The 26,553-nt window shown below is 59.7% G+C and carries 29 protein-coding genes; 20 read left to right on the top strand and 9 right to left on the bottom strand.

Annotated features, from left to right (window positions below):
• The first annotated feature begins 183 nt into the window (after nt 1-183).
• From BM007_RS13590 to BM007_RS13570, 5 genes are all read left to right on the top strand, one after another.
• A complete protein-coding gene (locus BM007_RS13590) occupies nt 184-870 on the top strand; it encodes a hydrolase (protein ID WP_008501349.1) in 687 nt (228 codons plus the stop codon).
• A 61-nt stretch (nt 871-931) separates the two neighbouring features.
• Nucleotides 932-1,153 carry a DUF1427 family protein gene (locus BM007_RS13585; protein WP_024909508.1) on the top strand — a complete coding sequence of 74 codons (222 nt, stop codon included), beginning with the start codon at nt 932-934 and terminating at the stop codon, nt 1,151-1,153.
• Nucleotides 1,150-1,413 carry a XapX domain-containing protein gene (locus BM007_RS13580; RefSeq protein WP_024909507.1) on the top strand — a complete coding sequence of 88 codons (264 nt, stop codon included), beginning with the start codon at nt 1,150-1,152 and terminating at the stop codon, nt 1,411-1,413. Before BM007_RS13585 ends, BM007_RS13580 begins: the two co-directional genes overlap by 4 nt.
• Before the next feature lie 20 nt (nt 1,414-1,433).
• Nucleotides 1,434-1,814 (top strand): response regulator transcription factor, encoded by a 381-nt coding sequence (locus BM007_RS13575; RefSeq protein ID WP_008501346.1) that lies wholly within the window; start codon nt 1,434-1,436, stop codon nt 1,812-1,814.
• A 9-nt stretch (nt 1,815-1,823) separates the two neighbouring features.
• Nucleotides 1,824-7,406: a trifunctional serine/threonine-protein kinase/ATP-binding protein/sensor histidine kinase gene (locus tag BM007_RS13570; RefSeq protein WP_090419229.1), complete on the top strand. Its 5,583-nt coding sequence runs from the start codon at nt 1,824-1,826 to the stop codon at nt 7,404-7,406.
• Between the two features lie 3 nt (nt 7,407-7,409).
• Here BM007_RS13570 and BM007_RS13565 read toward each other — a convergent pair whose 3' ends face one another.
• Complete coding sequence (locus tag BM007_RS13565; protein ID WP_032649964.1) at nt 7,410-8,027, bottom strand: response regulator transcription factor; 618 nt, start codon at nt 8,025-8,027, stop codon at nt 7,410-7,412.
• A 284-nt stretch (nt 8,028-8,311) separates the two neighbouring features.
• On the opposite strand from BM007_RS13565, the gene BM007_RS13560 reads away from it, so the two are divergent.
• Nucleotides 8,312-8,914, top strand: coding sequence for an ATP-dependent Clp protease proteolytic subunit (locus BM007_RS13560; protein ID WP_024909504.1), 603 nt, complete (start codon nt 8,312-8,314; stop codon nt 8,912-8,914).
• Between the two features lie 135 nt (nt 8,915-9,049).
• On the top strand, nt 9,050-10,171 hold the full coding sequence (locus tag BM007_RS13555; protein WP_090419226.1) for a ribosomal protein uL16 3-hydroxylase: 1,122 nt from the start codon (nt 9,050-9,052) through the stop codon (nt 10,169-10,171).
• 61 nt (nt 10,172-10,232) lie between these two features.
• Here the strand turns inward: BM007_RS13555 and BM007_RS13550 are convergent, their stop codons facing one another.
• Complete coding sequence (locus tag BM007_RS13550; protein ID WP_024909502.1) at nt 10,233-11,651, bottom strand: aminotransferase-like domain-containing protein; 1,419 nt, start codon at nt 11,649-11,651, stop codon at nt 10,233-10,235.
• A gap of 176 nt (nt 11,652-11,827) precedes the next feature.
• Between BM007_RS13550 and BM007_RS13545 the strand changes: the two genes are divergently transcribed.
• Nucleotides 11,828-11,989: a DUF1127 domain-containing protein gene (locus BM007_RS13545; protein WP_032645487.1), complete on the top strand. Its 162-nt coding sequence runs from the start codon at nt 11,828-11,830 to the stop codon at nt 11,987-11,989.
• A 40-nt stretch (nt 11,990-12,029) separates the two neighbouring features.
• On the opposite strand, the gene BM007_RS13540 is transcribed toward BM007_RS13545, so the two are convergent.
• Complete coding sequence (locus BM007_RS13540) at nt 12,030-13,418, bottom strand: MocR-like pyridoxine biosynthesis transcription factor PdxR (protein WP_090419223.1); 1,389 nt, start codon at nt 13,416-13,418, stop codon at nt 12,030-12,032.
• 101 nt (nt 13,419-13,519) lie between these two features.
• Between BM007_RS13540 and BM007_RS13535 the strand changes: the two genes are divergently transcribed.
• Nucleotides 13,520-13,999, top strand: coding sequence for a carboxymuconolactone decarboxylase family protein (locus tag BM007_RS13535; protein WP_024909883.1), 480 nt, complete (start codon nt 13,520-13,522; stop codon nt 13,997-13,999).
• Here the strand turns inward: BM007_RS13535 and BM007_RS13530 are convergent.
• The gene (locus BM007_RS13530) at nt 13,986-14,888 is read right to left on the bottom strand and encodes a LysR family transcriptional regulator (protein WP_090419220.1); all 903 of its coding nucleotides are present in this window, start codon (nt 14,886-14,888) and stop codon (nt 13,986-13,988) included. The genes BM007_RS13535 and BM007_RS13530 overlap by 14 nt on opposite strands.
• A 100-nt stretch (nt 14,889-14,988) precedes the next feature.
• Between BM007_RS13530 and BM007_RS13525 the strand changes: the two genes are divergently transcribed.
• The 7 genes from BM007_RS13525 to BM007_RS13495 all read left to right on the top strand — a co-directional run bounded on the left by BM007_RS13525 (nt 14,989) and on the right by BM007_RS13495 (nt 20,600).
• Nucleotides 14,989-16,404 (top strand): aldehyde dehydrogenase family protein, encoded by a 1,416-nt coding sequence (locus tag BM007_RS13525; protein ID WP_090419217.1) that lies wholly within the window; start codon nt 14,989-14,991, stop codon nt 16,402-16,404.
• A 75-nt stretch (nt 16,405-16,479) separates the two neighbouring features.
• On the top strand, nt 16,480-16,803 hold the full coding sequence (locus tag BM007_RS13520) for an antibiotic biosynthesis monooxygenase family protein (RefSeq protein WP_090419214.1): 324 nt from the start codon (nt 16,480-16,482) through the stop codon (nt 16,801-16,803).
• Nucleotides 16,796-17,173, top strand: a complete 378-nt coding sequence (locus BM007_RS13515) for a hypothetical protein (RefSeq protein ID WP_061716024.1) — start codon at nt 16,796-16,798, stop codon at nt 17,171-17,173. The genes BM007_RS13520 and BM007_RS13515 overlap by 8 nt, the downstream gene beginning before the upstream one ends.
• Nucleotides 17,166-17,861, top strand: a complete 696-nt coding sequence (locus BM007_RS13510) for an ArsR/SmtB family transcription factor (RefSeq protein WP_090419211.1) — start codon at nt 17,166-17,168, stop codon at nt 17,859-17,861. The genes BM007_RS13515 and BM007_RS13510 overlap by 8 nt, the downstream gene beginning before the upstream one ends.
• Nucleotides 17,862-18,011: 150 nt before the next feature.
• A complete protein-coding gene (locus BM007_RS13505) occupies nt 18,012-18,482 on the top strand; it encodes a MarR family winged helix-turn-helix transcriptional regulator (RefSeq protein ID WP_090419208.1) in 471 nt (156 codons plus the stop codon).
• Entirely contained in the window at nt 18,479-19,546 is a 1,068-nt protein-coding gene (locus tag BM007_RS13500; RefSeq protein ID WP_090419205.1) for an HlyD family secretion protein, read from the top strand. Before BM007_RS13505 ends, BM007_RS13500 begins: the two co-directional genes overlap by 4 nt.
• A complete protein-coding gene (locus BM007_RS13495; protein ID WP_090419202.1) occupies nt 19,536-20,600 on the top strand; it encodes a DUF2955 domain-containing protein in 1,065 nt (354 codons plus the stop codon). Before BM007_RS13500 ends, BM007_RS13495 begins: the two co-directional genes overlap by 11 nt.
• Here BM007_RS13495 and BM007_RS13490 read toward each other — a convergent pair.
• On the bottom strand, nt 20,591-20,971 hold the full coding sequence (locus tag BM007_RS13490) for a tautomerase family protein (protein ID WP_090419198.1): 381 nt from the start codon (nt 20,969-20,971) through the stop codon (nt 20,591-20,593). The genes BM007_RS13495 and BM007_RS13490 overlap by 10 nt on opposite strands.
• On the bottom strand, nt 20,971-21,279 hold the full coding sequence (locus tag BM007_RS13485) for a carboxymuconolactone decarboxylase family protein (protein ID WP_024908308.1): 309 nt from the start codon (nt 21,277-21,279) through the stop codon (nt 20,971-20,973). Before BM007_RS13485 ends, BM007_RS13490 begins: the two co-directional genes overlap by 1 nt.
• A gap of 97 nt (nt 21,280-21,376) precedes the next feature.
• On the opposite strand from BM007_RS13485, the gene BM007_RS13480 reads away from it, so the two are divergent.
• Nucleotides 21,377-22,240 (top strand): LysR substrate-binding domain-containing protein, encoded by an 864-nt coding sequence (locus BM007_RS13480; protein WP_090419195.1) that lies wholly within the window; start codon nt 21,377-21,379, stop codon nt 22,238-22,240.
• On the opposite strand, the gene BM007_RS13475 is transcribed toward BM007_RS13480, so the two are convergent.
• A complete protein-coding gene (locus BM007_RS13475) occupies nt 22,230-23,498 on the bottom strand; it encodes a DUF445 domain-containing protein (RefSeq protein ID WP_090419192.1) in 1,269 nt (422 codons plus the stop codon). The two genes, BM007_RS13480 and BM007_RS13475, sit on opposite strands and share 11 nt — an antisense overlap.
• Before the next feature lie 242 nt (nt 23,499-23,740).
• Here BM007_RS13475 and BM007_RS13470 point away from each other — a divergent pair, with 242 nt between their 5' ends.
• The 3 genes from BM007_RS13470 to tssD are packed head-to-tail and all read left to right on the top strand — an operon-like array spanning nt 23,741 to nt 25,107.
• Nucleotides 23,741-24,103, top strand: coding sequence for a tlde1 domain-containing protein (locus BM007_RS13470; RefSeq protein ID WP_090419189.1), 363 nt, complete (start codon nt 23,741-23,743; stop codon nt 24,101-24,103).
• Nucleotides 24,103-24,615: a hypothetical protein gene (locus tag BM007_RS13465; protein WP_090419186.1), complete on the top strand. Its 513-nt coding sequence runs from the start codon at nt 24,103-24,105 to the stop codon at nt 24,613-24,615. Before BM007_RS13470 ends, BM007_RS13465 begins: the two co-directional genes overlap by 1 nt.
• A complete protein-coding gene (gene tssD, locus BM007_RS13460) occupies nt 24,616-25,107 on the top strand; it encodes a type VI secretion system tube protein TssD (RefSeq protein ID WP_090419183.1) in 492 nt (163 codons plus the stop codon). It begins immediately after the preceding gene.
• A gap of 21 nt (nt 25,108-25,128) precedes the next feature.
• Here tssD and BM007_RS13455 read toward each other — a convergent pair whose 3' ends face one another.
• Together BM007_RS13455 and BM007_RS13450 are read right to left on the bottom strand one after the other, a co-directional pair.
• On the bottom strand, nt 25,129-25,755 hold the full coding sequence (locus BM007_RS13455; RefSeq protein WP_090419181.1) for a LysE family translocator: 627 nt from the start codon (nt 25,753-25,755) through the stop codon (nt 25,129-25,131).
• A gap of 47 nt (nt 25,756-25,802) precedes the next feature.
• The gene (locus tag BM007_RS13450) at nt 25,803-26,546 is read right to left on the bottom strand and encodes a helix-turn-helix domain-containing protein (RefSeq protein WP_032649933.1); all 744 of its coding nucleotides are present in this window, start codon (nt 26,544-26,546) and stop codon (nt 25,803-25,805) included.
• Between the last annotated feature and the right edge of the window lie 7 nt (nt 26,547-26,553).

The following is a 26,553-nucleotide window of genomic DNA, read 5'->3' as shown; positions in this document are numbered from 1 at the left end:
ATGGGAACCGGTTTCGGCAAAGATCCAGTTATACAATAGGATAGGTATACCAAAGTATAACTATACCTAAGGTTAACTATACGAAGAGATAATTACGCGCGGAGAAGGAAAACCGCAGGATGAGGGTGACTTTATCGTCGCGGCGCTCGCGGCGATTTCTACCCTTAACCACTGGAAAATGCTATGACCTCTTCAAAGCTCGAAGTGTTAACCCCTGCGAACTGTCAGATCATCTTTATCGATCACCAGCCTCAGATGGCGTTTGGCGTGCAGTCGATTGACCGCCAGGTGCTGAAAAACAACACCGTGGCGCTGGCGAAAGCGGCTAAGGTGTTCAACATCCCGACCATCATCACCACCGTAGAGACCGAAAGCTTCTCCGGCAATACCTATCCTGAGCTGCTGGACGTGTTCCCGGGTCAGGACATTCTGGAGCGTACCTCCATGAACTCCTGGGACGACCAGAAGGTGCGCGACGCGCTGAAGGCCAACGGCAAGAAGAAGGTCGTGGTGGCCGGTCTGTGGACCGAAGTGTGCAACAACAGCTTTGCCCTGTGCGCGATGCTGGAAGGCGACTACGAAATTTATATGGTGGCGGACGCGTCCGGCGGCACCTCCAAAGAAGCCCACGACTATGCGATGCAGCGCATGATCCAGGCGGGCGTGATCCCGGTGACCTGGCAGCAGGTGATGCTGGAGTGGCAGCGCGACTGGGCGCGTAAAGAGACCTACACCGCGGTGATGGACATCGTGCGCGAGCATTCCGGCGCGTACGGCATGGGCGTGGATTACGCCTACACCATGGTGCATAAAGCGCCGTCTCGCCAGAAGAGCGAGCACCGCACCTTAGCGCCGGTCCCGGCTCGCTAAGTCCCGTCGGCGGGCTGGTCCCTCATCCGGCTCGCCGCTGCCTCTTTCTCTGGAGTTCACGATGAGTACTGGGCTGATATCCCTTGCGGCAGGCGTGTTGATTGGCCTGATGTATGCCGTGCTGAAGGTGCGCTCCCCCGCGCCGCCCGCGCTGGCGCTGATTGGTCTGCTGGGGATGCTGGCGGGTGAACAGGCGACGCGGCATCTCTTATCCCGCGACGGCGCCCCTCCTCCTCAGGTGACCGTTCCGCAGGCGGCATCGCAGACGGGAGCGTCATCATGAAAGCATGGATAATTTCGCTGGTGTGCGGCGTGGTTGCTGGGGTAATTTACGCTCTGCTCGACGTCCATTCCCCGGCGCCGCCGGTTGTCGCCCTGCTTGGCCTGTTTGGCATGCTGGTGGGCGAACAGCTCATCCCGGTGGGACGACGTTTACTGAGTCGCGAACCGCTCACCCTCGCCTGGTTTCGTCACGAATGCGTACCGAAAATCAGCGGCACGGCGCCCCCTGCGCCCGCGAAGGACCCTCGCGACGTTAAATGACTGGTTAGAGGAAAAACAGCATGACGCTGCCGTGGCGCATTGCCATCATTGATGACGAACGTTCCGTCCGCAGCGGGTTGAGTAATCTCCTGGAGTCGGAAGGCTATTCAACCGACACGTTTGATTCGGCAGAGGTATTTCTGAGCCATCCGCTTGCCCTGTCCGGCGCGGCGCTGGTGATCACCGATATCAAGCTCCGGGGCATGAGCGGCCTTGAGCTGTTTGACAAGCTGCGGCTGCTGGCCGTACCGCCTCCGCCCGTGCTCTTTATCTCCGGTCATGCTGATGAAAATATGCAGCGGTACGCTCTCGGTCTGGGCGCCGCTGCTTTTTTGCGTAAGCCGATTAACATCGATATTCTGCTGGATCATATTCAGCGGGAGCTGGCCCGCCGACAATAAGGATCGCGGATGAACGAACACGAGCAGCCTGCATTCTGGCCCGCCCAGGGGAATCTTCACCAGGGGCGGGTTTTTGTCCTTAAAGAGGATGTGATTTTTACCGTGCTGGCGCAGGAGGGCGGAATCGCCTGGATGCATGCTCGACATCCTCATTCCGGCGGCTCGTTCATTATCGCCACCGCGGTCAGCGACGAAGAGGAAGAGCGGGCCACCCGGCTGCTGAAAAACGAGTTTGCGCTGCGTGACGCGCTGCAGGACAGCTGGGCCATTCGCGCCGTCGCGTCCACCCAGTACCGGGGACGCTTCGCGCTGGTGTACGCCCCGTTTTCCTTTGAGCTGCTGGCGCGGCGCGCGGGCAGGGCGATCTCGGGGATCGCGCGCTTTATCGAGCTGGCGATCCAGATCTGCGCCCCCCTGCGCCAGATGCATCTGCAAAACCTGATCCACGGCGATATCAAGCCCGGCAATATTTTTGTTCATCACGATGCCACCTGCCGTCTGGGCAGATTTGGCCTTTCATGCAGCCTCTCCGGCGCCTTCGCGCAGACCCGGCTTGCCGTTTCAGGCGGCACGCCGGCGTATATGTCCCCGGAGCACACCTCCCGCACCCAGCGCCCCGTCGATGGCCGCAGCGATCTCTACAGCCTCGGCGTGGTGCTGTATGAACTCCTGACCGGACGCCTGCCGTTTGAACTGGGGGAGGACGATCGGACCAACTGGGCGCACTACCATATTGCCTCGGCGCCGCTGGCCCCGGATGCGATACGCCCGGACGTGCCGGGAATGCTGTCGACTATCATCCTGAAGCTGCTGGAAAAGCACCCGGATAACCGCTACCAGACGGTTGACGGGCTGATTGCCGACCTCCGCCGCTGCCAGGCGACGTTGACCGGTGAGGGCGAGATCGTTGCCTTTACCCCCGGCCAGCAGGACCGCACCCCGGCTATTCTTCTGGCGGACTCGCTGTTCGCGACGCATCCGCAGGCGAATGACGTCATTGCCGCGTTTGAGCGGGTGGGGCAGAACCGCGTGCCGGAGCTGGTGACCATCGGCGGGCCGTCGGGGATCGGCAAATCCTCCATCATTGCGACGGCGTTAAAAACGCTCCAGCAGCGTACGGTGCTGCTGGCGGTGGGCAAAGTGGATCAGTTTTCACCGTCATTGCCCTACGGCGTATTAAGCTCCGCATTCCGCCCACTGACGCTGCACCTGCTGGGCCTGCCGGCGGACGAGGTGGCGAAGTGGAAAATCCGTCTTTCCCGCGCTCTGGAAGGACACGAGGCGCTGGCCGTCAGCCTCGTGCCCGAGCTGGGCCTGCTGCTTGAGCGCAAGCCGCGCTTCCCGGCGGATACGTTTTCCATTGATGCCCGGGCGCGCTTCAGCCATATGGTGCTGGCGCTGGTGAAAACCTTTGCCTCGCAGGGCTGCCCGCTGGTGCTGGTGCTCGACGATCTCCAGTGGAGCGACGCCGCCAGCCTGCATACGCTCAACTATCTGCTGGTGAACTGCGGCGCGATCCCGCTGCTGGTAGTTGTGGCTCACCGCGACATCGGTTCGTTGTCCGAACCCGCACTGCAACAGCAGCTGGCGAGCCTGCCGGAGGCGGCACAGCACGCGAGCGAAATTGTCCCGCAGGCGCTCTCTGTCAAAGCCGTGTCCCGCTGGCTGGGGACGGTATTTCGCACCCGCAGCACGGCGACGACCGACCTCGCCACGCTGATCCATGAAAAGACCGGGGGCAACCCGCTCTTTGTACACGAATTTTTCCGCCGCATCGTCGATGACGGGCTGGTGGTGCACAACAAATATCAGGACAAGTGGCACTACGATCTGCAGGCGATCCGCGCCCGGCATTACACCGAAAACGTCGTCACCCTGGTGCTGGAGAAGCTGGAAGAGTTGCCCGACGAGACGCGTCGCCTGCTGGGCAGCCTTGCCTGCCTCGGCGGCACGGGGGAAATGGAGATGATCTGCCGCGTGGTCGGTATATCGATGGCGGAAATGCGCTACGCGCTGCATCCGGCGGTCATGGCGCAGCTGATCGTGCTGACGGAGAAAGCGTACTCCTTCACCCATGACCGGGTGCAGGAGGCCGCCTTTGCGCTGCTGGATCGGCATGAGAAAAGCCATCTTCATCTGACCACCGCCAGCCTGCTGGCCGACGCCGCGCGGCAGGCGGCGGGGAACGAGCTGCTGTTCCGCGCCGTACATCACGTCACGGCCGCGCTGGACAGCATCCAGCCCGCCCCGCAGCGCCAGATGTTCCGCGAGCTGAGCCTGCTGGCCGCGCGACGCGCGAAGCGTTCGGGGGATTACCTTTCGGCGCTGAGCTATATCCAGACTGCCCGAGCGCTGGGCAACGCCGGGACGGTGTCGGACTTTATGCTCGATATCGAAGAGGCGGGCTGCGAGTTTGCGCTGGGGCACCTGGAGCGCACCCGCGAGCTGTGTGACGCCATTCTCGGCTGCCCCGGCGGGCTGACCGAAAAGGCGCTGGCGGCCAATCTGCTGGTGGAAGTGTACATTCGCCAGTCGGATAGCCGTCTGGCGCTGGAGGCGGCGCTCTGCTGGCTGGGGGTATTCGGTATTCAGATCGGCCGCTATCCGGAAGATGCCGACTGCGACAAGGCCTGGGAACACTTCTGTAACCGCGCGGGCGACGTGCCGCAAAGCCTGTTTGCCCCGCTCTCGCGGATGGAGAACCCGGAAACCGAAGCGGTGATGAACCTGCTCTACAGCGCCAGCATTTGCGCCAGCTTCATCTGTCCGCGCCTGCACTTTTTGCTGCTTTGCCGCATGATGCACCTGACGCTCGACCACGGTATTACCGGCGCCTCCACCACGGCGATGGCCTGGTTTGGCGTGCTGATGGGCCACCGCTACGCCGAGTATCGCCTCGGCTTCCAGTACGGCACCCTGGCCCGCGAACTGGTGAATCGCCACGGCTACGACGCGTTCGAAGCCAAAACCCTGCTGCCGCTCGACCAGCTCAGCGTCTGGACCCAGCCTTTATCGTTTACCATCGAGTGCGCGAAAGCCTGCTTTACCTCGGCTGTGACCCACGGGGATATGACGATGGCCTGCTTTGCGGCCTGCCACCAGGTGATTAACTTCCTCTCCCGGGGCGATCACCTGGACGGGGTGCTGACCAGCATCGATCGCGGTCTGGCGTTCGTGCGTAAAACCCACTTCCAGGACGTGGAGACCATCTTGATGGTCCAGCGCGGCTACGTTGAGTTCCTGCGCACGCCGGTTATCGGCACCTGGACCGCATCGCAGGTGCTGCCGGAGGCGCTGCTGCCCGCGTCGCCGGAGCAGGCACCGGAGCAGACCTCCACTATGCTGTTCTGGTACTGGCTCTACCGCGGCATGGCCCACTTTACCTGCGGCGAGTATGCCGACGCGCAGGCGGATCTGGAGATGGCGGGCTGGTACGCGTGGTCTGCGCCGGGGCACATTCATCTGCTGGATTACCATCTCTACAGCGCCCTGGCGCTTTCGCGTCAGCTGACGCCGGAGACCTTCTCAGCGAACCACCGCCGCAGCATTCACGCCCACTACGACAAAATCGCCCTCTGGGCGCGCATTAATCCCGGCACGTTCGCGGATAAAGAGGCGCTGATCTACGCCGAAATCGTGCGGCTGGACGGGATGAACAGCATCGCGCTTGAGCAGTATGAGAAGGCGGTCCGGCTCTCCCGCGAGGGCGGATTTAATCCGATTAATGCCCTGGCCCACGAGCTGGCGGGCCGCTTTGCGCTGGCCTGCGGCTACCCAACCGCCTCGGACGCACACTTCCGCGGCGCAATTGCCGCCTGGGGCCGGGCGGGCGCGCAGGCCAAGGTGCGCCAGCTGGAGCAGGATTTCCCGCATCTGCTGGCCTCCGGGCAGGCGAGCGCCTATGACACGGTGGCGTTCGCCCAGAACGAGACCATCCGCGATCTGCAGAGCGTCATCAAAGCCTCCCGCGCGCTGTCGGAAGAGATCAACCTCGAGCGCTTAATCGAAAACCTGATGACGATCCTCCTCGAACGCGCCGGGGCGCAGCGCGGGCTGCTGCTTCGCGTGAGCGATAGCCTGATCCCGGAGATCGAGGCCAGCGCCTGGACCAGCACCGAAGGTGTGCGGGTGCGGATCCTGAAAGACGTGCCGACGGCGACCGACATGCCCCTGTCGGTGCTGGCGGCGGTGATCCGCACCGGGCAGGAGATCCGCACCGGTAAGCCGGAGGAGTTTCACCCCTTCAGCCAGGATCCCTATCTGGTGACCTCGGGGGCGGCCGTCATGTGCGTCCCGATGTTCAAACAGGCGCGGCTGGTGGGCGTGCTCTACCTGGAAAACCGCCTGATGCCGGAGGTTTTCACCGCCGAGCATTCTCGCGTGGTGAGCCTGCTGGGGGCGCAGGCCGCGGTGTCCCTGGAGACGGCACGGCTGTACGCCGAGCTGCTGGGGGAGAACATCCAGCGCCGTCGGGTGGAAAAAGAGCTGCGCGCCAGCCAGACCTCGCTGATGCTGGGCGAGCAGATCAGCCACACCGGCAGCTGGCGCTGGGAGCTGGAGCAGGATCTGATGTTTGTCTCGGAGGAGTACGCCCGCATCCTCGGCCTGCCCGAGCGGCAAAAGATGATCTCCATGGCGGAGTTTTTGACCTTCGTTCATGAAGACGATTACGCCCGCATCAGCACCATCGTCACGCAGAGCGTGCGCGAAGGGCTCTCCATGCGCGCGGAGTTTCGGGTTAAGCGTACCGACGGTTCAACGCGCTATATCCTGGGGATTGGCGATCCGGTGGGCGTGGGCAGCGAGGTGAACGAGTATTACGGCATCATCACCGATATCACCAGCCAGCGCGCCGCGGAGGATGCCATGCGGGTGGCGCAGGCGGATCTGGCGAGGGTGTCCCGCGCCACCACCGTCGGGCAGCTGACCTCCTCCATCGCCCACGAGATCAACCAGCCGCTGATGTCGATCGTCTCGAACGCCGGAGCGAGCCTGCGCTGGCTCAGCCGGGAGCCGGCCCGGTTGGATAAAGTGCGGGAAGGGCTGGAAGAGATCGCCGCGGAAGGCGCGCGGGCGGGGGAGATCATTCGCAGCATCCAGTCCCTGACGCGCAAGCAGGATCCCACCTTCTCGCGCATCGATCTGCACTATCTGCTCCACCATATCATCGCGCTCTCCCGCAGCGAGCTGGAGCAGCGACACATTAGCGTTGATTACCTGTTGAAGGCGCAGGACAGCTTTATCACCGGCGATAGCGTGCAGATCCAGCAGGTGCTGCTTAACCTGGTGATGAACGCCGTTGAGGCGATGGCAGAGGTGAAGGATCGCGCCTGCACCATCACCCTCAGCACCAGCAACGCGGACGGGAAAGCGATCGTTGAGATCGCCGATACCGGGAGCGGCATTGAGCCCGAGCGGCTGGAGCAGATCTTTGACTCGTTCTACTCCACCAAGCCACAGGGAATGGGGATGGGGCTGACCATCAGCGCCAGCATCATTGAGCGCCACTGCGGGAAGCTGAGCGCGCGCCGCCGGGAGCCTTACGGCACGGTATTTGCCTTTGCGCTGCCGCTGGCGGTACAGGAAGGGTAAAGGTTACTCCGCGGGCTGGCTTTTGGTCAGGCGCTCAACGGCCCTGACCAGCTCTGCCACGGAGCGCACCTGCATTTTCTCCATTACGCGGCGGCGGTGCACTTTCACCGTGATCTCGCTGACGCCCAGCTCGGCGGCAATTTGCTTATTCAGCATGCCGCTTATCGCCAGCGTGAGCACCTCGTGTTCGCGCGGCGTGAGGGAGAGATGGCGCTGCTTCAGGGCGTAGTGCTCTTTATTGCGCTCGGCGTTGTTTTCCGCCAGCTGCAGCGCGGACTCAATGGCGTCGATAAGCGCGGTGGATTCGACGGGCTTGGTGAGAAATTCGTAAGCGCCGCCTTTTATGGCGCGCACCGACATCGGAATGGTGCCGTGGCCGGTGAGAAAAATAATCGGGATCTCGCGCCCGCTGTCCTTGAGGGCATCTGCCACATCAAAACCGGAGATGGTGGGCATTTGCATATCGAGGACCACGCACGAGGGGAGTTCTTCAAAGCGGTGCTGAAGAAACGCTTCTGCCGATGAAAAGCCGATGGCGTTTAAGTCTGCGGATTCCAGCAGCCCGATCACGGACTGTCTGACTGCGTCATCGTCATCAACCACATACACAATGTGTTCCATTCACCGCCCCGGTGCTGATTTACATGTCGAGGATGCAAACAGCCCCCAGGAGTGACGTAAGGGACTGTTTATGCTGACTTTCATCTTAACACATTAAATATAATTATCATTTAACAATATGATAATCATATGAAGTATAGCGATCCGGGCGGGGGCGGTGAAAGAACGAAACGCGTGCAACATGGGCAATGTGCATGAGCTCCCTCGTGATTTGCCGGTGAGGACTTTGATCGGTAAAACAGGCTACACTCTGGTTTTGAGCGCTAAATGCTGAGGACATAACAATGCACTACACACTGAAAGAAAGCGACAAGGAAAAGGCGGAAGGGTCAAACGGCGCGGGCGCTCTGCAGCAAAAACTGCTGGAGTCTCGTTCGATTGTGATTTCCGGTGAGATCAACCAGGAGCTGGCGCAGAAAGTGATCACCCAGATGATCCTGCTGCAAAGCGTCAGCAACGATCCGATCAAGCTGTACATCAACAGCCAGGGCGGTCACGTGGAAGCGGGCGACACCATCCACGACTTCATCAAATTCATTCGCCCGGAAGTGCACGTCATCGGCACCGGCTGGGTGGCGAGCGCCGGGATCACCATCTTCCTGGCCGCGAAAAAAGAGCACCGCTACTCGCTGCCCAATACCCGCTTTATGATCCACCAGCCGCTGGGCGGCGTGCGCGGTCAGGCGACGGATATTGAGATCGAAGCGCGCGAGATCATCCGCATGCTGGATCGCGTGAACAAGCTGATCGCCGACGCCACCGGTCAGCCGCTGGAAAAAGTGAAAAAAGACACCGACCGCAACTTCTGGATGTCGCCGGCGGAAGCGCTGGACTACGGTATCGTGGGTAAACTGATTACCCACTATGACGAACTGAAGCTGGATTAAGTTTTCGCGGCGTGTTTGTGTCGGGTGGCGGCTTCGTCTTACCCGACCTACACGTGCGGGTTTGACCCATGACAAGTTCCCCCTCTGCCTTCTTGCCTATAATCGCGCCTGTTTCCCCTCTTACTGGTGCTACCCATGGCGTATCAACTGAACCTGAACTGGCCGGAATTTCTTGAGAAATACTGGCAAAAACAACCCGTCGTGCTGAAAAATGCCTTCCCGAACTTTGTCGACCCGATTACCCCGGACGAGCTGGCGGGGCTGGCGATGGAGCCGGAGGTCGATAGCCGTCTGGTGAGCCATTTCAACGGCAAATGGCAGGCCAGCAACGGCCCGTTTGAGCACTTTGACGATCTGGGCGAAACCGGCTGGTCGCTGCTGGCGCAGGCGGTGAACCACTGGCATATGCCCGCGGCGGAACTGGTGCGTCCGTTCCGCGTTCTGCCGGACTGGCGTCTGGATGACCTGATGATCTCCTTCTCCGTGCCGGGCGGCGGCGTGGGTCCGCATATCGATCAGTACGACGTGTTTATCATTCAGGGGATGGGCAGCCGCCGCTGGCGCGTGGGTGACAAGCTGCCGATGCGTCAGTTCTGCCCGCATCCGGCGCTGCTGCACGTGGATCCGTTCGAGCCGATCATTGACGAAGACCTGGCCCCGGGCGATATCCTCTACATTCCGCCTGGCTTCCCGCACGACGGTTTTACCCATGAAACGGCACTCAACTACTCCGTCGGCTTCCGCGGGCCAAACGGTCGCGATCTGATCAGCAGCTTCGCCGATTATGCGCTGGAAAACGATTTGGGCGGTGAGCACTACAGCGATCCGGATCTGACCTGCCGCGAACACCCGGGCCGCGTGGAGCAGTACGAGCTGGATCGCATTCGTCAGATGATGATCGACATGATTAGCAAGCCGGATGATTTCACAAAATGGTTCGGCAGCTTTGTCTCCACGCCGCGCCACGAGCTGGATATCGCCACCGCCGAGCCGCCGTACGCGCCGGAAGAGGTGCTGGACGCGCTGCAGGGCGGCGAAAAGCTGTCTCGCCTGAGCGGCCTGCGCGTGCTGAACATCAACGGCAGCTTCTTCATCAACAGCGAACAGCTGGAGACGGTTGACGCGAAGGGGGCGGATGCGCTGTGCCGCTACACCGAACTCGGTCAGGCCGAGCTGGGCGATGCGCTGAAAAACCCGGCGTTTGTCGAGGAGCTCACCGGGCTGATTAACCAGGGGTACTGGTACTTCGACGAGTAGTGCGGCACGGTTTTCTCCCTCTCCCTGTGGGAGAGGGTCGGGGTGAGGGCATCAGGCCGCACTAGCCCTCCTCCATCGCAATCACAATCGCTTCACCCAGCTTCTTCAGCGCCTCGCGATTTTTGTCCGTCGGCGGCAGCGCCACGTTGATCCGCAGGCAGTTGCGGTACTTCCCGGAGGCGGAAAACAACGACCCGGCCGCGGCCTGGATCTTCAGCCGACATAGCTGCTTGCTGACGCATACCATGTCGACCTTCTCCGGCAGCTCAATCCACAGCAGGAAGCTCCCCTGCGGGCGCGTGACGCAAATCTCTGCCGGAAAATACTGCCGCACCCAGCAGGTGTAGGTTTCCATATTCTGCTGATAAATCTGGCGCATACGGCGCACGTGGCGATGGTAATGCCCGTCGCGAATAAACGCCGCCACCGCCATCTGCGTGCCCGGCACGTTAAACCCGCCCGCGGCGTATTTCATGTGCATTACCCGGTCGTAGTAGCGTCCCGGCACAATCCAGCCGACGCGCAGGCCTGGCGCCACGGTTTTGGTAAACGAGCTGCAGAGGATCACGCGGCCGTCGATATCCATCGAATGAATGGTGCGCGGGCGCGGATACTCCGCCGCCAGCTCGCCGTAAATGTCATCCTCGACAATCACGATATCGTGCCGCTGGGCGAGGGCCAGCACCTGCTTTTTCCGCGCTTCCGGCATGATAAATCCGAGCGGATTATTGCAGTTGGGCACCAGGATCACCGCCTTGATCGGCCACTGCTCCATTGCCAGCTCTAACGCTTCGATGCTGATCCCGGTCTCGGGATCGGTAGGAATTTCAATTGCCTTGATGTCAAACCCGCGCAGCATCTGCATGGTGCCGTGAAACGACGGCGATTCCACCGCCACGATATCCCCCGGTTTGCATACCGACAGCAGAGCGATCGACAGCGCGCCGTGGCAGCCGTTGGTGATCACAATGTCGCTTGCCGAGACGGTGGAGCCGCCGTCGAGCATCAGGCGGGCGATCTGCTCACGCAGCTCCAGGCGCCCGTCGAGCACGTCATAGCTCAGCATCTCGCCGGGATTATGCTGCGCGATGCGGCTCATCTCGCGCCACAGGGGCTTCAGGCTCGGCTGGTTAATGTCCGGCGAACCGCCGCCAAAGGAGATCATCTCTTTGTCGGCGCGGGCGTCCAGCAGCATCATCACCTCATCCCACTGGGTAACGTCGACGGGGCGCTGCACCGGGCGCGTCATTGCCGGGACGGGCGGCTGGGCTTTGCGCGGTGAGACAAAATAGCCGGAGCGCGGTTGAGGCGTGATCAGCTGGAGGTTTTCGAGGATCTGGTAGGCCTGCTGTATGGTGCTGATGCTCACGCCGTGCTCCTGACTCAGCGTGCGCACCGACGGCAGACGTTCGCCGCTGCGATACAGCCCTTGCTCAATGCGTTCAGCCAGAAGATTGGCCAGATGTTGGTAGCGTGTCATGCTGTATCCTTTGTTTTCACCATACAGATTATAAAACCAGTACAGATTGCTGCGAAAATTGCCATGCAGATACTGTTTTAGCGGATCTGTATGTTAAACAAAAGGTGTTTTTGCATCTGTATTGCACGGGTGTATTTCCGGGATGATAACCCCACTGACACAGTGAGGAGAGCATCATGGAATTCTACGAGAATCGTTCAAAACGTCCGTTTATTGTGTTCGTCTGGATCGGGAAAACGATCTGCAACTGGTATCGCATCAACCGTACCCGCCGCATATTGAGCCAGATGAGCGACGAGCAGCTCAAGGACGTTGGGTTGTCCCGCAATGATATTTAAACCGTAGGCCGGGTAAGGCGAAGCCGCCACCCGGCGATGTTCAGCGCAACAGCGCAAACGTCTGCCGCTTCGGCCTTTCCAGCAGCTCTACCGCCTCTTCGTACGACCGCACGTTGTTATAGCCCATCACCAGCCCGTAGCGCTTCCCGGAACCGCGATACCACTCCGAAAGCGCATTGACCTGCAGCTGCTGTTCCTGCCAGCAGCGCGCCACTTCCCGGTCACGGCTTCCTTTGGTCAGGAACGCCACGATATGCATCCCGCCGTCGTTTTGCTCGGTGAAAAACAGATCGCCATACACCTCCTGCAGGGCGGCAATCATCCAGTCGCGGCGGGTCTGATACAGCGCGCGCATCTTTTTCAGATGACGGAAAAAATGCCCTTCGTTGAGAAACGTGGTGAGGATCTTTTGCGTCAGCACCGGCTGGCCGCTGGTGGTGATGTCCGCGCAGTCGGTAAAGGCCCCGACGGTGCTGGCGGGCATCACCACGTAGCCCATGCGCAGCGACGGCATGATGGTTTTGCTGAAGGTGCCCATAAAAATCACCCGGTCGTGATGGTCGAGGCTTTTCAGCGACGGCAGCACCTTGCGGGTGTAGTGAAACTCCCCGTCGTAATCGTCTTCGATAATCCACGCCTCGTTCTGGCTGGCCCAGTCGAGCAGCTGCTGCTTACGCGGCAGGGAGAGCGTGACCGCTAGTGGGCTCTGGTGCGACGGGGTGACGATGGCAAATCGGGCGTCGCGATGGTGGCGCAGCAGGTAGTCCGTGTCGATGCCGCAGCGATCGACCGGCACCGTGTGCAGGCGCGGCACGATCCGCTTGAGCAGCTGCTGGCCCATAAAATAGCCCGGATCTTCAAACACCACCTTGTCGCTGCGGCTGGCAAGGGTGTCGAGGATCAGCCGCAGGCTGCCGCTGTAGCCGCTGGTGATCAGCACCTGTTCGGCGCTGCAGGAGAGCCCGCGCGAGATGTTGAGGTAGCTGGCAATGGCCTGGCGCAGCGGATACCAGCCCAGAACGGGCGGGTTGAGCATCTCCTCCTGACGCATGGCGCGCGTCGCCTGGCCTGCCAGCAGCAGCCATTTTTTATACGGAAAACTGTCGAGGGCAGGGATGCCGGGGCGCAGAAACCCCGCCCGCTCGCGCTGGCTGATGAGCGAGGCCGGAAGCGCTCCGGTAGGCTGCTCCGCAGGGGCAGTCTTATCCGGCAGCAGTAAGTCCGGGTTAACCCGCGTGCCGCGCGCGCCCTGGCTCACCAGATACCCTTCACCCGTCAGAATGGCGTACGCCGTTTCGACGGTTTTACGCGCCACCTTCAGCTCTTCCGCCAGCACGCGGATGGCAGGCACCCTGTCGCCCGGCTTCAGCACGCCGCGCATGATGTTGTCGCGGTAGCGGGAATAAATCTCGTGATAGCCCGGCTTCATGTCCTACCTCATTTCACGCTTTTTGTATCTTTTTACTATGTCATGAACGGCGTAGATTTGCCTCATCGCACGGCACATGCCGCACAAAAAGAGGAAAGACCATGAGCACTCGCGTTAACCACCATAAAGTTACACCTGCCCTCGCCAACGCGCTGTCTGCCCTGAGCATGGAGGTAGCAAAAACCTCCATCGACCCGGCGCTGAAACACCTGATCGACATTCGCGTGTCGCAGCTGAACGGCTGTACGTTCTGTCTGGATATGCACTCAAAAGAGGCGAAAATCGCCGGCGAGCGCGAACTGCGCCTGTACCATCTGGCGGCCTGGCGCGAGTCCCCGCTGTTCAGCGCCCGTGAGAAAGCGGCGCTGGCCTTCACCGAAGCGCTGACCCAGATTGGCGTTCACGGTGTCAGCGATGCGCTCTACCGCAGCGTGGCGGAGCACTTCTCGGACGTGGAGATTTCAGAGCTGAACTTCGCTATCGTGGCGATCAACGCCTGGAACCGTCTGGGGATCACCTCCCGCATGGAACCCGGCGCGCTGGATGCGGCGTACGGGCTGAATAAGGCTAACCTGGAATAATCCCGCGCTCGCGGACCATCGCCACCAGCGCCCGCAGTCCCGGCGGGACGTGGCGATGGCCGGGGTAGTACAGGCGCAGCCCGGCAAACGGCTGCGCCCAGTCGTTTAGGACGCTCATCAGTTCTCCACGCTCAAGCTCTTCACGGATATACAGTTCCGGTAAAAATCCCACCCCTAACCCCGCTTTCACGGCGCGGATCGAGGCAAAAAGATCGGACGTCGCAAAACGCGGCGGTACGGCAAGGGCGTACGTTTCACCCCGACGGGCCAGCTCCCAGCGGTAGATCCCGCCGTGGGCCATCCGCATGCCGATCCCCTGATGTGAAAGCAGATCGTCCGGCGTCTGCGGAATGCCGTGACGGGCAAAATAGTCCGGCGTGGCGGTGACCAGCTGGCGGATCTCCCCGGTCAGCGGCACGGCGATCATGTCCTGCGGCACAGCCTCCTCAAGGCGGATCCCCGCGTCATAGCCTTCCGCGACGATGTCGATCATTCGCGCTTCGCTGACGGTCTCTACGCGCATCTTCGGGTAGCGGATCATAAAGTCGATCAGCAGCTGGTCCAGAAACAGGGTGCCGATATGGTTTGGCACGTTCAGACGCAGCGTGCCGGCGGGTTCTCCGGTGTCGCTGTGGATCTCTTCCCCGGCGAGACGGATCTCCTGCAGGGCAGGGCCGATACGCGCCACGTAGCGCTGTCCGGCGTCGGTAAGCGCCACGCTGCGGGTGGTGCGGTTGAAAAGTCGCGTCTCAAGGCGGCTCTCCAGCCCGGCGATGGCGTTGCTGACCGCCGTGGCGGACATGCCCAGCTCCTGCGCCGCGCCGCGAAAGCTGCCGCGCCGCACCACCGCCATCACCACTTCCAGCTCTGTCAGACCTGAACGATGCATAGATTATCCTGAAAATCGAAACAACCCTTGCAGCATAGCGTGGATTATCGCAACGGAGAAGCCGTGACAGACTGGTCTCACACAGCTTGAGGAGGTTTATATGCACACCATCGAACAGATTTTTATTAACGGCGAGTTTGTTACCCCGCACGGGACCGAACGTTTTGATTTGTACAATCCGGCGACGGCGCAGGTCATCGGCCAGGTTCGTCTGGCGGATGAGGTTGACGCTGAACGCGCTATCGCGGCGGCGAAAGCGGCGTTTCCGGCGTGGTCGCAGACCACAAAGCAGGAACGCATCGCCGCGCTGAAGCGCATGCACGCCGCCGTGGCCGCCCGTCACGATGCGCTGCTGGACGCCATTGTCGAGGAGTACGGCGCGCCCGCCTCGCGCTCGGCATGGATGGCAAGCTATCCGGCAGAGGTGATTGCTCAGGCCATCGAGGCGCTGGAGGCGTTTGAGTTTGTCACCCCCGCAGGTGCCGCAACGGTGCAGATGACGCCGCTTGGCGTGGCCGGGCTGATTACGCCGTGGAACAGCGATGCCGGGTTTATCTGCGGCAAACTGGCGGCCGCGCTCGCCGCGGGCTGCACGGCGGTGATCAAGCCGAGCGAAATGAGCGCCCTGCAAACGCAGATTGTCACCGAAGCGCTGCGCGATGCTGAATTACCGCAAGGGGTATTTAATATCGTCACCGGACGCGGCGAGACGGTAGGTGAAACCATTAGCCGCCATCCGGACGTGGCAAAAATCTCGTTTACCGGCTCCACGAATACCGGCAAGGCGATCCTGCGCAACGCGGCGGAAAGCTTTAAGCGCGTGACCCTGGAGTTGGGCGGTAAATCGCCGACGATCCTGCTGGATGATGTGGATCTGGCGCAGGCGATCCCGCTGGTGATTCAGGCCGGGTTTATGAACAGCGGGCAGGCGTGCGTGGCCGGGACGCGCATTCTGGTGCCTTACTCGCTCAAGGCGGAGATCGAAACCGGGCTGGCGCAGGCCGTGGCGGCGGTGAACTCCGGAGACCCGCGCAACAGTGCGACAGACGTCGGCCCGATGGTCAGCGAGAAGCAGTGGTTGCGGGTGCAGGGCTATATCCGTAAAGGCCTCGAAGAAGGGGCGCGCCTGCTGGCGGGCGGTGAAGGGCGGCCGGAAGGCACGCAGGACGGCTGGTTTGTGCGTCCGACGCTGTTTGCCGACGTGAACAACCGGATGACCGTTGCCCGCGACGAGATCTTCGGCCCGGTGCTGTGCGTGCTCCCCTATCGTGACGAGGCGGAGGCGATCGCCATTGCCAACGACACCGACTATGGCCTGAGCGCGATGGTGCTGGGCGGCGATGTGGACCGCGCGCGACGCGTGGCGCAGCAGATTGTTTCCGGTCGCGTGCTGGTGAACACCCTGGCCCATGAACCGAAAGCGCCGTTCGGCGGGTTTAAGCACTCCGGTTTGGGGCGCGAGATGGGCGAGTGGGGAATTCGGGCGTTTATGGAGCCGAGGTCGATTGTGGGATAAAACTTCGCTATTTACCGAAGCATCGTGCTTTTCCATCCTGCATTCTCTCCCCAACATCACAACGGAGAGAAAACCATGATCGCAGTCCTTTTCGAAGCCAAAGCCGCGCCTGCCCATCAGGCGCGCTATCTTCAGCTGGCCGCCGAACTTAAGCCGCTGCTGGCCGACATCGACGGCTTTATTGATATCGAGCGGTTCCAGAGCCTGACCACCGACGGCAAAATCCTCTCCCTTTCCTGGTGGCGGGATGAAGAGGCCGTCCGCCGCTGGAAGCAGAACGTCTTTCATCAGGCGGCGCAGGCCGAAGGACGGGAGTCGATTTTTGCGTACTACCGCATTCGGGTGGTGCAGCTCGTGCGGGAATATACCTCTGAAACCGGAGGGCATGCCGATGTATGACGTTCATGTCATTTTTCGCGATATCCCGGGTGAACTGGCGCGCTTTGGGCAGCTGCTGGGCCGCAACGGCGTGGGGCTGGAGGGCGGTGGCGTATTTGGTACACATGCCCATTTCCTGGTGGAAGACGGGGAAAAAGCGCGACGCGTGCTGCTCGACGCCGGGTTTACCGTGAAGGCGGTGCGAAAGCCGGTGATCAGAAAGCTTAAGCAGGAACGCCCTGGCGAGCTGGGTGAGATCGCAGCGGCGCTGGCGGCACGTGGTGTGTCTATTCTGACTCAGTACAGCGACCATGCGAATCACCTTATTCTGCTGACGGATAATGATAAGCTGGCCGCTGAGATCACCGAACCCTGGGCGGCCCATGCTTAAGACGAGTTTACCCCCTGACAACAGCGCGTTGCTGGAAAAGGCGATTGCCGCGGTGGCGGCAGCAATGGCCGATCCGTCGCGCGTGAAGATGCTCTGTGCCCTGATGGACGGACGGGCGTGGACGGCCACCGAACTGAGCGCGGCGGCTGACGTTGCGCCGTCGACCGCCAGCGGGCATCTCTCCCGGCTGGTTGAAGGGCAACTGATTACCTGCCTGTCGCAAGGGCGGCATCGCTATTATCGTCTTGCCGGGCACGACGTGGCGGCGCTGGTGGAGCAGATGATGGGGCTCTCCTGGAGCCGCATTACCCCACCGGAAACCAGCGCGCCGAAAGCCATGCGCGAAGCGCGGACCTGCTATGACCATCTCGCAGGCGCGGTGGCGGTGCAGATCTATGATTTCATGCAGGCGGAAGGCTGGCTGGAGGCTGACGGTTCAGCGCTGACGCTGTACGGTCGGGAGCAGTTCCTGACGCTCGGCATTTCGTTAAGCGCGCATCCGCGCCGGAAGGCCTGCTGCGCCTGCCTGGACTGGAGCGAGCGGCGGTTTCACCTGGGCGGAGAAGCCGGCGCGTTGCTGCTCGACCATCTTGAAAGTAAAGGCTGGATCCAGCGGGTGGCGGGGTATCGGGAGGTGGTGGTGACGGCGTCGGGGAAAAGTGCCGTCAGGAAGCATTTTAGCCGCTAAACGCCGCTGCGGGCTGATGCCCTCACCCCGCCCCTCTCCCACAGGGAGAGGGAGAACACCCTTTTCGCAATTCCTGCGCTTTCGCCTCTCGTTTCTTGATACTTACCCTGATAACTATTATCTTGGCCGCGTGTGACGAGAGGTTTCCCCATGAGTGAAGAAGAACTGTTCTGCCGCAGACCGATGGGCATGCGGATGGCGATGATCGTGCGTCAGTGGCGTGCCGTCATCGACGAGGCCATTCTCGATACCGGGTTAACCCAGTCGAGCTGGACGGTGATGATGCAGCTTCATCAGCTCGGGGATAACGTCTCAATGAGTGAGCTGGCGGAGGTGCAGGGCATTGAACTGCCGCCGCTGATGCGCACCCTGACACAGCTGGAAAAGCAGGGATACCTGCTGCGCGCCGTATCGCCTTATGACAAGCGCATCCGGCTTCTGACGCTGACGTCTGAGGGAAAAGCCCTGTTACAAAGGCTCACTCAGGTGATTGAGACGTATCAGGCGCGCGTATCGCAAAACATCGCGCCGGAACATCTCGACATTTTCAGCGCCACGTTGAATCAAATCGCCTGCAATTTGCGGACAATCCGCGAAGAAGATAACAAGACCGAAAAATAATGACCCCTGAACAAAAGTTTGCCCGCTGGGTAAGGGTGAGTATTGCCTCTTTCCTGCTGATGTTTGTCTACTTTATCGTCGCGGATATCTGGATCCCGCTGACGCCGGACTCCACCGTGATGCGCGTGGTGACGCCGGTGTCTCCGCGCGTCTCCGGTTACGTGGCGGCGGTACATGTCCACAACAACAGCCAGGTGAAGAGAGGCGATCTGCTGTTTGAGCTCGATGACACGCCGTTTCGCAATAAGGTGGAGGCGGCGCAAATCGCGCTCGAGCAGGCACGCCTGTCCAACGAACAGCTGGATGCGCAGATCGCCGCCGCGCAGGCCAGCCTGAAAACCGCCGTGCTGACCGCGCGTAACGACAAAGTAACCTTTGATCGCTACCAGAAGCTGAGCACCCTGCAGAACGTCTCGCAGGCGGATCTGGATAAAGTCCGCACGACCTGGCAGAGCAGCGAACAGTCCGTCAGCTCAATTCAGGCCAACATCCATAACCTGCGCATCCAGCGCGGCGAGCGGGACGAGCACCGCAACGTGACGCTGCAAAAATACCGCAACGCGCTGGATGAAGCGGAACTCAATCTCGGCTGGACGAAGGTTTACGCCCAGGCGGACGGCACGGTCAGTAACCTGCAGTTAAGCCCGGGCTTTTACGCCTCCTCGGGCTCAGCCGCGCTGGCGCTGGTGAACAACCAGACCGACATCGTGGCCGATTTCCGCGAGAAGAGCCTGCGCCATACTCGTCAGGGCACCGATGCGGCCGTGGTGTTTGACGCCTTTCCGGGACACGTTTTCCGCGCCCACGTCACCAGCAGCGACGCGGGGATCCTGGCAGGTCAGGAGGCCGTTAACGGCCAGCTTTCCGAGCCGGAAACCTCTAACCGCTGGGTGCGCGACGCTCAGCGCATGCGCATTCACGTGACGCTGGACGAGGCGTTGCCGAAGCATCTGCCGACCGGCGCCCGCGCGACCGTGCAGCTTTACAACAGCGAAGGGCCGTTTGCGCGCTTCTTCTCCGGGATGCAGATCCACCTGGTGAGCCTGCTTCACTATGTCTATTAGCACCCTGGCGCGGGTCTTTACCCCGCACGGCAACATCGTCTATACGGCAAACGACTTTCGCCAGACCCTGCGCATCGTCTTTGCCGGGATGATTGCGCTCAGCATCTCCAGCTTCTACAACACCAGCTATGGCGTATTTTTCGTGGTCTACCCGATCATGCTGCTGTCGCTGGTGCCGGTGTTTAACCGCCACGTGGCGAAGCAGTTTATCTTCAGCGCCGCGCTAAACTGCGTTGAAATGGTGATTATTATCGGCTATCTGGCGCAATGGCCGGTGATCATGACGCTGGTGGTCTTCGCCCTGTACGTGATGCGCTTTCGCTTTATGAGTAAAGGGCCGCTGTTTTTGTTCGGGTCCATGGGCGTGGTGTGCCAGAGCGTGATGCTCAACTTTATGAGCTACCCCACCACCAACTGGCACACGCTTTTGTTCTCCAACATCGAAGCCAGCGTCATGGCGGTGTGCCTGAGCGCGCTGATGAATTACCTCCTGCCGGACGTGGAGCCCCGCAAGCCGCCGCCGCTGATTGAGAAAGACGACGCCCGCGTGCGCCACGAGTCGCTGCTCTCCGGCACCGTCGCGACGCTGATATTCGTCGTTTTTCAGATCAGCGATTTAAGCGATTCGCTTTCGGCGCTGATGGCGGGGATTTTGATCCTGTTCCCGATGCACTATCGCGGTTCGGTGATGAGCTCCATCTGGCGCGTGGTCGGCGTGGTGCTGGGCTGCCTCTATATTCTGGTGGTGCAGCTGATCCTCTACGATCACAGCAGCCATATGCTATTGATGATGCCGCTGATCGGCCTTGGGCTGGCGTTTGGTGCGCGACTCCACGTGATGGAGAAGGTGGGGGCGGGCGTGGGCTTCTCCAGCATCACCACCATCGGGATAATGTTCGGGCAGAACATGCACCCGGACACGGACCTGGTGTTCAGCGATCTGTACCGCATCACCTCCGTTACCTTTTCGCTGGTGGCGACGCTGACGATGGTCTTTCTGGTGCACCTGATCCTGAACCGCTTCGAGGCGACGCGCTACGTCATTCAGGGCTGATAGCGTATGCCGCCGCTGAAGCTCCAGTCTTCAGCGGCAGTAAACTGGATAACGACCATCACGTCCCCACCATTGATGCCCATCCTCTCATTCAGATGCGCAGCCAACTGGCGGTAGAGCGCCGCTTTTTGTTCATCGCTCCTCGGCTTACCGGCCACGATATTGAACAGTATCGCCCCCTCCGTTCTGCCCGGGCTGAGATAGTGCCGATCAACGTATCGATCCCCGGCAGTGAAGCATTCAAAAAAATGAAACCGGTCCTGCGCGGGAACGGCGAAGGTTTCCGTTAGCGCCTGGTGCAGAATGTCCGAGATCTGTTTTTTCTGCTTCTCGCTATAGCGGCCACCCGTCATGATGCGAACAAACGGCATTATTGTTTCTCCTCTGCCAGGCAGGTCAGGGCGCTGACGGCTGCCGGCCAGCCTGCGTAAAACGCCAGATGGGTAAACGCTTCGGCAATCTCGTCGTCCGTCACGCCGTTTTGTCGGGCAAAGTCGATATGCCAGGGAAGCTGCGCAGTACGCCCCAGGGCGGCCAGGGCGGCAAGCGTGATCAGGCTGCGATCCCGCGGGGCCAGCTGCGGACGCTGCCAGATATCGCCAAACAGCACCTGCTGGCTGAGTTCCGCCAGCTTAGGGGAGACCTGCGCAAGCGTGTCGCGATTCAGTGTTGTGCTCATTTTTATTCCTCCTGTCGTCTGGAAATCACTCTCGCAGGCTGCCACCATAAATAAAATCACAATGTTCAGGACCAAATGTCCTGAAAATGAGGATGATATGGATAAACGCTTTTCAGCATTAGACCTGGACGCGCTGCGCAGCTTTGTGGAGGGTATTCAATCCACCAGCTTTGCCGAGGCGGCGGACAGGCTGTGTCGGTCCACCTCTGCGGTCAGCGCCCAGCTAAAAAAGCTGGAGCAGCAGTGCGGCGTGGCGCTCACCGTGAAGCAGGGGCGTACGCTGGCTCTGACCCGGGAGGGTGAAATTCTGCTGAGCTACGCCCGACGCATGCTGGCATTAAATGATGAAGCGCTCCGGGCTATCAGGGGGGAGTTGCTTCAGGGCGAGGTGCGTCTGGGTATGCAGGAGGACTTTGGGGAGTCCGTGATGCCGCAGGTTATCGGCGATTTTCACAGACAACACCCTGAGCTTCGCATGATCGCGCGCGTCGATCGCAACCCGCCGCTGCTGCGGGGCGTGGCGGCAAACGAACTCGATCTGGCGCTGGTCTGGCAGGAAGGACGAGAAGGCGACTATGTGCGAAGCGAGCCGCTAAAGTGGATTTGCCGGTCCAGCGAGGACATTGAGGTACTTCTGCAGCGAGGTGAGCCGCTGCCGCTGGTAATGTTTGACGCCCCCTGCCTCTTGCGAAGCCGGGCTATCGCAGCGCTGGATGCCGCAGGTATTCCCTGGCGTATCGCTTTTACCAGCTATAGCCTGAGCGGACTGTGGGCGGGCGTCAGCGCAGGGCTGGGTATTACGCTCCGCACGCGTATTGGCCTGCCCGAGACGTTACAGGTCGACAGCCGCCTGCTGCCAGATACAGGAGAGTTGGGAATAGCGCTGCATCAGGGAAGCGCCTCCGCCAATGCCGCTATTTCCAGCATGAAGGCGCTGATCCTCAGGACGCTCAATGGATAAGCGTCGGGATTTGCGAGAGTAAAAACAGGATCAGGCCAATCGTCCCGCCCACCAGGGTGCCGTTGACGCGGATAAACTGCAGATCCTTGCCAATGTTCAGCTCAATCTGGCGGGACATGTCTTTGGCATCCCAGCTTTTCACCGTGTCGCTGATATGGCGTGTCAGGAACGCGGCAAAATCCGGCGCGAGGCGGTGCGCGGCCTGCTCCAGATGCTCGTTCAGCGAGGCCTGCAGGTTCGCATCGTTCGTCAGCGTTTCACCAAACCACAGCCCGGCGTTGGCGATGCGCTGCTTCACGCGCGAGTCCTCACTCTGCATATCCGCCTTCAGCCACTGGCGCAGATCGGCCCACATCTCGCCCAGATAGCGGTTAAACGCCTCATCGTTTTTCAGGTAGTGCTTGATGTTGTCGGCTTTTGCCGCCATCTCAGGATCGTTTTTCAGGTTGTCGATAAGCTTCAGCGTGGCGCGGTCAAACGCCTGGCGGATCTGGTGCGTGCGGTCGTGGCTGATATCGTCCAGCAGCGTGTTCACCGCGTTTGACACCATCTCCGCGCTTTGATCGCCCAGCCACTCGGTGGGCAGCACCATCGCCTTGCGCGGATGCTCGGTCTTGAGCCAGTGGACGATCTGGTCGGCGATAAAGTCCCGCGTGCTTTCCCGCTGAATCAGGGTAATCAGGCGATTGATGATGGCGTCCAGCAGCACCTGATGGCGGTTGTTTTTGGTCATGCTCTCCAGCATCACGGCGCTGGTTTCAGTGAAGTCGACCTTGTCGATGGCCTTATGCACCGCGCGTTTGAGCAGGCGCTGAATGCGCCCGTCGTCGGTGAGTTCGAGAAAACCGCTCATCACCTGCATCAGATGCAGCCCGACGCGCTGGGCGTTGTCGGGCTTGCTGAACCAGGCACCAATCATCTGCGCGGGCTCATAGCGGCGGATCAACGCCACCAGCGACTGGGTATCGAGAAACTTCTCCTGCACAAACTGGCCGAGATTGTCGCCGATCCGGTCTTTATTGCGCGGGATGATCGCCGTATGGCGGGAGATAAAGGGAATCGGCACCCGGCGGAACAGCGCGACGACCGCAAACCAGTCAGCCAGCGCGCCGACCATTGCCGCCTCGGCAATGGCCTTGACGCCGCGCACCCAGAAGGTCTGCGGCAGGAACAGGGTAGTGATGAAGGCCGCGGCGGCAACCAGCAGCAGCGACAGCGCCAGCAGCTTGGCGCGTTTGAGTTCAGCTATTTTTTCCATGGGTTAAGGATAGAGGCAAGTGAACCAAAAGTGCAAAACTGGTGTAAGGGGGAGACGCATTCTCAGTGTGAACAAATGTCGTCTATATAAAAAATAGATACATCTAAATTATCTATTATTAATTTTTCTATATTTTTTGTGCTTATTTATTTTCGGACGTAATGTTTTGTGACCGTCGTAGTCATTTTAACGCTCCTGTTAGCCATAAGATAAAGGACTATTTATGAAAGGAGGCGGTATCGATGACATGGGAGTATAAAGTTTCGACGGGGGTATTGAGCCATAATGGTGTGTTTGTCGCTAACTGCTACAGCGGTGCGGGTGAATCGAAAGATAAGCCAGAGTGTGAAAGTCAACGAAACAGAGGGCCTATTCCCAGAGGTATTTATTTTACTGCCGGGTGGAATAATCATAAAAGTGCTGAGGCCATTATTCTTGAGCCTATAGCGGGGACCAATACCTTTGGTAGAGATCATTTTCAAATTCATGGTGATAAAAAAGGTCAGCCACCAGGTTCTGCGTCAGCAGGTTGCATCATTATGAACGGTCAGGACAAGCGTCATTTGATTTATGATTCGGGTGATACAATACTGGTGGTGCGATAATGAAGTATATTATTGCGCTATTCTTCTTGTGCTTACCGATGGGTTTATTTGCCAAAAAACACACTCCTGAACAGATCTTGCAGATGATAAACGGCAAAGGCGCCAGGCATGTTGTTGCACAATTATATGCTAATGATAGCGATGAGTCGGAATGGTGGAATCATGTTATCCCAGAGATTAGCAAAGGAAATCAGAAATGGTTAGCTGTCGCGAGTGCTCTTGAGCCGGGCGTGGACGCCAGTACGGCTGAAGACTTAAAAGCAGCGCTTTCTGAAGCTATCCCTCATAATCCTGCAGGCGTTTTAGCCATTTTAAAAGACGATAAGCCCTTACTCACTATTCAACAAATCTGTGCTTTTGCCAGTTATCCAGAAACGGAAGCAGAGGGTAATAAGCTCTTTGTGGATTCAATCAGGGAAATGTTTAAAATAACAACCCCGCAGGGTCAAAGATGTCTCGCCGTTATGATCTCAACTGTTGAACACTCTGTTCCATTCGATAAGGATATGTAAATGGCCATTCCGGGATATATGCCATTAACTGACGATGCGGGTAATAGCATAAAAGGCAGCGTGAAAGTTAAAGACCGTGAAAACCAGATTGAGGTTTTAGGGCTCTATCATAACGTAAGCTATAATTCTGACCTGCATAATGGCAGAGCATTGAGCAAACGCCAGCATCGTCCCTTTCTTATTGAGAAAGAAATAGATGCCTCCAGTGTTTTTCTCTATAAAGCACTCAGCACGGGCGGTACGTTCAGGAAAGCGACTATCGACCTGTACAGAATCAATGATGCCGGTCAGGAAGAAATCTATTTCACGATAACGCTGGAAGCGGTGAAGGTCGTCACGGTGTTTTCATTAATGCATGACGTGAAAGAGACTTACCATGAAAAACAGGGTCATCTTGAGCTTGTTTTGCTTCGTTATAAAAAGATTACCTGGCATTACCGTGACGGTAACGTTATTCACTCGGATGACTGGGATTATCGGTTAGGGGCATAGAAAACGGCTGATAAGATTCTTTCATATCACCCGCCACAGCACCCACCCGCCAAACCCCATCAGCACCACCCCCGCCGTGCGCTCAATCCACCACAGCGCACGGCTGAGCTTCTGTTGAACCGACGATAGCCCCATCAGCGACACCAGAGCCAGATCCCACACCAGCACCATCATCACCATCCAGACGCCGCGCGTTGCCTGCTGAAGCAGCGTCACGTCCGGTCCCAGTAGCGCCGTCATCAGCGCCAGATAGAACAGCGCGTTCTTCGGATTAAGCAGCGCCGAGCCGAGCCCCAGCAGGATCTGCTTGCGCAGCGAAGGGCAGTGCTGACGGGTTTCATTCAGCCTCAGCGCCTGCGGTTGGCTGCGTACCAGATGCGAGCCGATCCACAGCAGGTACAGCGCGCCGCAAAGCTCTATCAGCGTAAACAGCCAGGCAAACTGGCGCAGCGCGCTCCAGCCAATAATCACCAGTAAGATGTACAGCCCGTTGCCCGCGGCGATGCCTAAGCACAATCCGGCGCTGCCGCGCAGTCGGTAGCGCGCGGAGTAGCCCACCAGCAGGAAGAAGTCCGGACCCGGGCTTAACAGGGCGACAAAATGCGCCAGCGCCAGGGCGAGAAAAGCGGAAGGGAAGAACAGTTCCATAGCAACCTCGGTTAACAATCTGAGGTCAGACTACGGTGATGCAAACGCTATTTATTGTCGGATATTGATCGGCCAGTGGCGTACTGGCGCGGCGTGGCGGCGGTATAGCTGACGAAGGTCTTATGAAAATGGCTCTGGTCGGCAAAGCCGCTCTGGTAGCCCACGTCGGCGATGTCATCCCCGGCACGTAGCCGCGCTTTGGCGAACTCCACGCGGGAGATGTTGAGGAAGCTGCCCGGCGTCAGGCCGGTGTCCTGCCGGAAGGTGCGGATCAACGTCTCTTTGCGCAGCGAGAATCGTTGGGCAAGTTCGTCAAGCGAAGGCGGTGCGGCCAGGTCGGCAAGAAACGCCTGCCGCACGTGCTGACTGGTTGAGCGAAGCGCATCTGCGTTTTCCAGGCGGCGGGGCAGGGCTGAAAGCAGCGTATCCACGGAGGCAGGCGACATCGTCTCAACAATCTCAAGGTAGCGCTTAAAGAGCGTACGGTCGCGAATCACCTGGAGCGCCAGAGGAAGATCGGTGTCGATATAGAGCATATGGTAGCTGCGCGGTTGCCCGGCGACGGGGTTGCAGCTGTGCGGCGCATAGGCCGGGATCACAATGAGGTCCCCGGGGTTAAGGATGTATTCTCTGTCATGACACACGCAGCAGGTCTGGCCTTCCACAATCGCGCCGATGGAGAGCTGCGGGTGACAATGACGTTTATACGCCTGCGTGCTCTGCCACGTGCTGCGCAGCTCAAGGCCTGAGGCGCGGTGAAAAGTCTGCCGGATGTGTCGGGTATCGGTCATATGAACT

The organism is Enterobacter sp. NFIX59 (genome assembly GCF_900113755.1).
Classification (GTDB): Bacteria; Pseudomonadota; Gammaproteobacteria; order Enterobacterales; family Enterobacteriaceae; genus Enterobacter; species Enterobacter pseudoroggenkampii.
The sequence above is the reverse complement of the archived record's forward strand: the minus strand, read 5'-3'. Positions and strand labels throughout refer to the sequence as shown.

Excerpts from the sequence above, each read along its gene's own strand:
- BM007_RS13480 (WP_090419195.1), top strand. The coding sequence starts at position 21,377 with ATGGATAAACGCTTTTCAGCATTAGACCTGGACGCGCTGCGCAGCTTT.
- BM007_RS13530 (WP_090419220.1), bottom strand. The coding sequence starts at position 14,888 with ATGCATCGTTCAGGTCTGACAGAGCTGGAAGTGGTGATGGCGGTGGTG.
- BM007_RS13555 (WP_090419226.1), top strand. The coding sequence starts at position 9,050 with ATGGCGTATCAACTGAACCTGAACTGGCCGGAATTTCTTGAGAAATAC.
- BM007_RS13535 (WP_024909883.1), top strand. The coding sequence starts at position 13,520 with ATGAGCACTCGCGTTAACCACCATAAAGTTACACCTGCCCTCGCCAAC.
- BM007_RS13465 (WP_090419186.1), top strand. The coding sequence starts at position 24,103 with ATGAAGTATATTATTGCGCTATTCTTCTTGTGCTTACCGATGGGTTTA.
- BM007_RS13580 (WP_024909507.1), top strand. The coding sequence starts at position 1,150 with ATGAAAGCATGGATAATTTCGCTGGTGTGCGGCGTGGTTGCTGGGGTA.
- BM007_RS13525 (WP_090419217.1), top strand. The coding sequence starts at position 14,989 with ATGCACACCATCGAACAGATTTTTATTAACGGCGAGTTTGTTACCCCG.
- BM007_RS13575 (WP_008501346.1), top strand. The coding sequence starts at position 1,434 with ATGACGCTGCCGTGGCGCATTGCCATCATTGATGACGAACGTTCCGTC.
- BM007_RS13565 (WP_032649964.1), bottom strand. The coding sequence starts at position 8,027 with ATGGAACACATTGTGTATGTGGTTGATGACGATGACGCAGTCAGACAG.
- BM007_RS13590 (WP_008501349.1), top strand. The coding sequence starts at position 184 with ATGACCTCTTCAAAGCTCGAAGTGTTAACCCCTGCGAACTGTCAGATC.
- BM007_RS13485 (WP_024908308.1), bottom strand. The coding sequence starts at position 21,279 with ATGAGCACAACACTGAATCGCGACACGCTTGCGCAGGTCTCCCCTAAG.
- BM007_RS13495 (WP_090419202.1), top strand. The coding sequence starts at position 19,536 with ATGTCTATTAGCACCCTGGCGCGGGTCTTTACCCCGCACGGCAACATC.
- BM007_RS13540 (WP_090419223.1), bottom strand. The coding sequence starts at position 13,418 with ATGAAGCCGGGCTATCACGAGATTTATTCCCGCTACCGCGACAACATC.
- BM007_RS13450 (WP_032649933.1), bottom strand. The coding sequence starts at position 26,546 with ATGACCGATACCCGACACATCCGGCAGACTTTTCACCGCGCCTCAGGC.
- BM007_RS13545 (WP_032645487.1), top strand. The coding sequence starts at position 11,828 with ATGGAATTCTACGAGAATCGTTCAAAACGTCCGTTTATTGTGTTCGTC.
- BM007_RS13570 (WP_090419229.1), top strand. The coding sequence starts at position 1,824 with ATGAACGAACACGAGCAGCCTGCATTCTGGCCCGCCCAGGGGAATCTT.
- BM007_RS13510 (WP_090419211.1), top strand. The coding sequence starts at position 17,166 with ATGCTTAAGACGAGTTTACCCCCTGACAACAGCGCGTTGCTGGAAAAG.
- BM007_RS13520 (WP_090419214.1), top strand. The coding sequence starts at position 16,480 with ATGATCGCAGTCCTTTTCGAAGCCAAAGCCGCGCCTGCCCATCAGGCG.
- BM007_RS13505 (WP_090419208.1), top strand. The coding sequence starts at position 18,012 with ATGAGTGAAGAAGAACTGTTCTGCCGCAGACCGATGGGCATGCGGATG.
- tssD (WP_090419183.1), top strand. The coding sequence starts at position 24,616 with ATGGCCATTCCGGGATATATGCCATTAACTGACGATGCGGGTAATAGC.
- BM007_RS13490 (WP_090419198.1), bottom strand. The coding sequence starts at position 20,971 with ATGCCGTTTGTTCGCATCATGACGGGTGGCCGCTATAGCGAGAAGCAG.
- BM007_RS13475 (WP_090419192.1), bottom strand. The coding sequence starts at position 23,498 with ATGGAAAAAATAGCTGAACTCAAACGCGCCAAGCTGCTGGCGCTGTCG.
- BM007_RS13585 (WP_024909508.1), top strand. The coding sequence starts at position 932 with ATGAGTACTGGGCTGATATCCCTTGCGGCAGGCGTGTTGATTGGCCTG.
- BM007_RS13560 (WP_024909504.1), top strand. The coding sequence starts at position 8,312 with ATGCACTACACACTGAAAGAAAGCGACAAGGAAAAGGCGGAAGGGTCA.
- BM007_RS13455 (WP_090419181.1), bottom strand. The coding sequence starts at position 25,755 with ATGGAACTGTTCTTCCCTTCCGCTTTTCTCGCCCTGGCGCTGGCGCAT.
- BM007_RS13515 (WP_061716024.1), top strand. The coding sequence starts at position 16,796 with ATGTATGACGTTCATGTCATTTTTCGCGATATCCCGGGTGAACTGGCG.
- BM007_RS13470 (WP_090419189.1), top strand. The coding sequence starts at position 23,741 with ATGACATGGGAGTATAAAGTTTCGACGGGGGTATTGAGCCATAATGGT.
- BM007_RS13550 (WP_024909502.1), bottom strand. The coding sequence starts at position 11,651 with ATGACACGCTACCAACATCTGGCCAATCTTCTGGCTGAACGCATTGAG.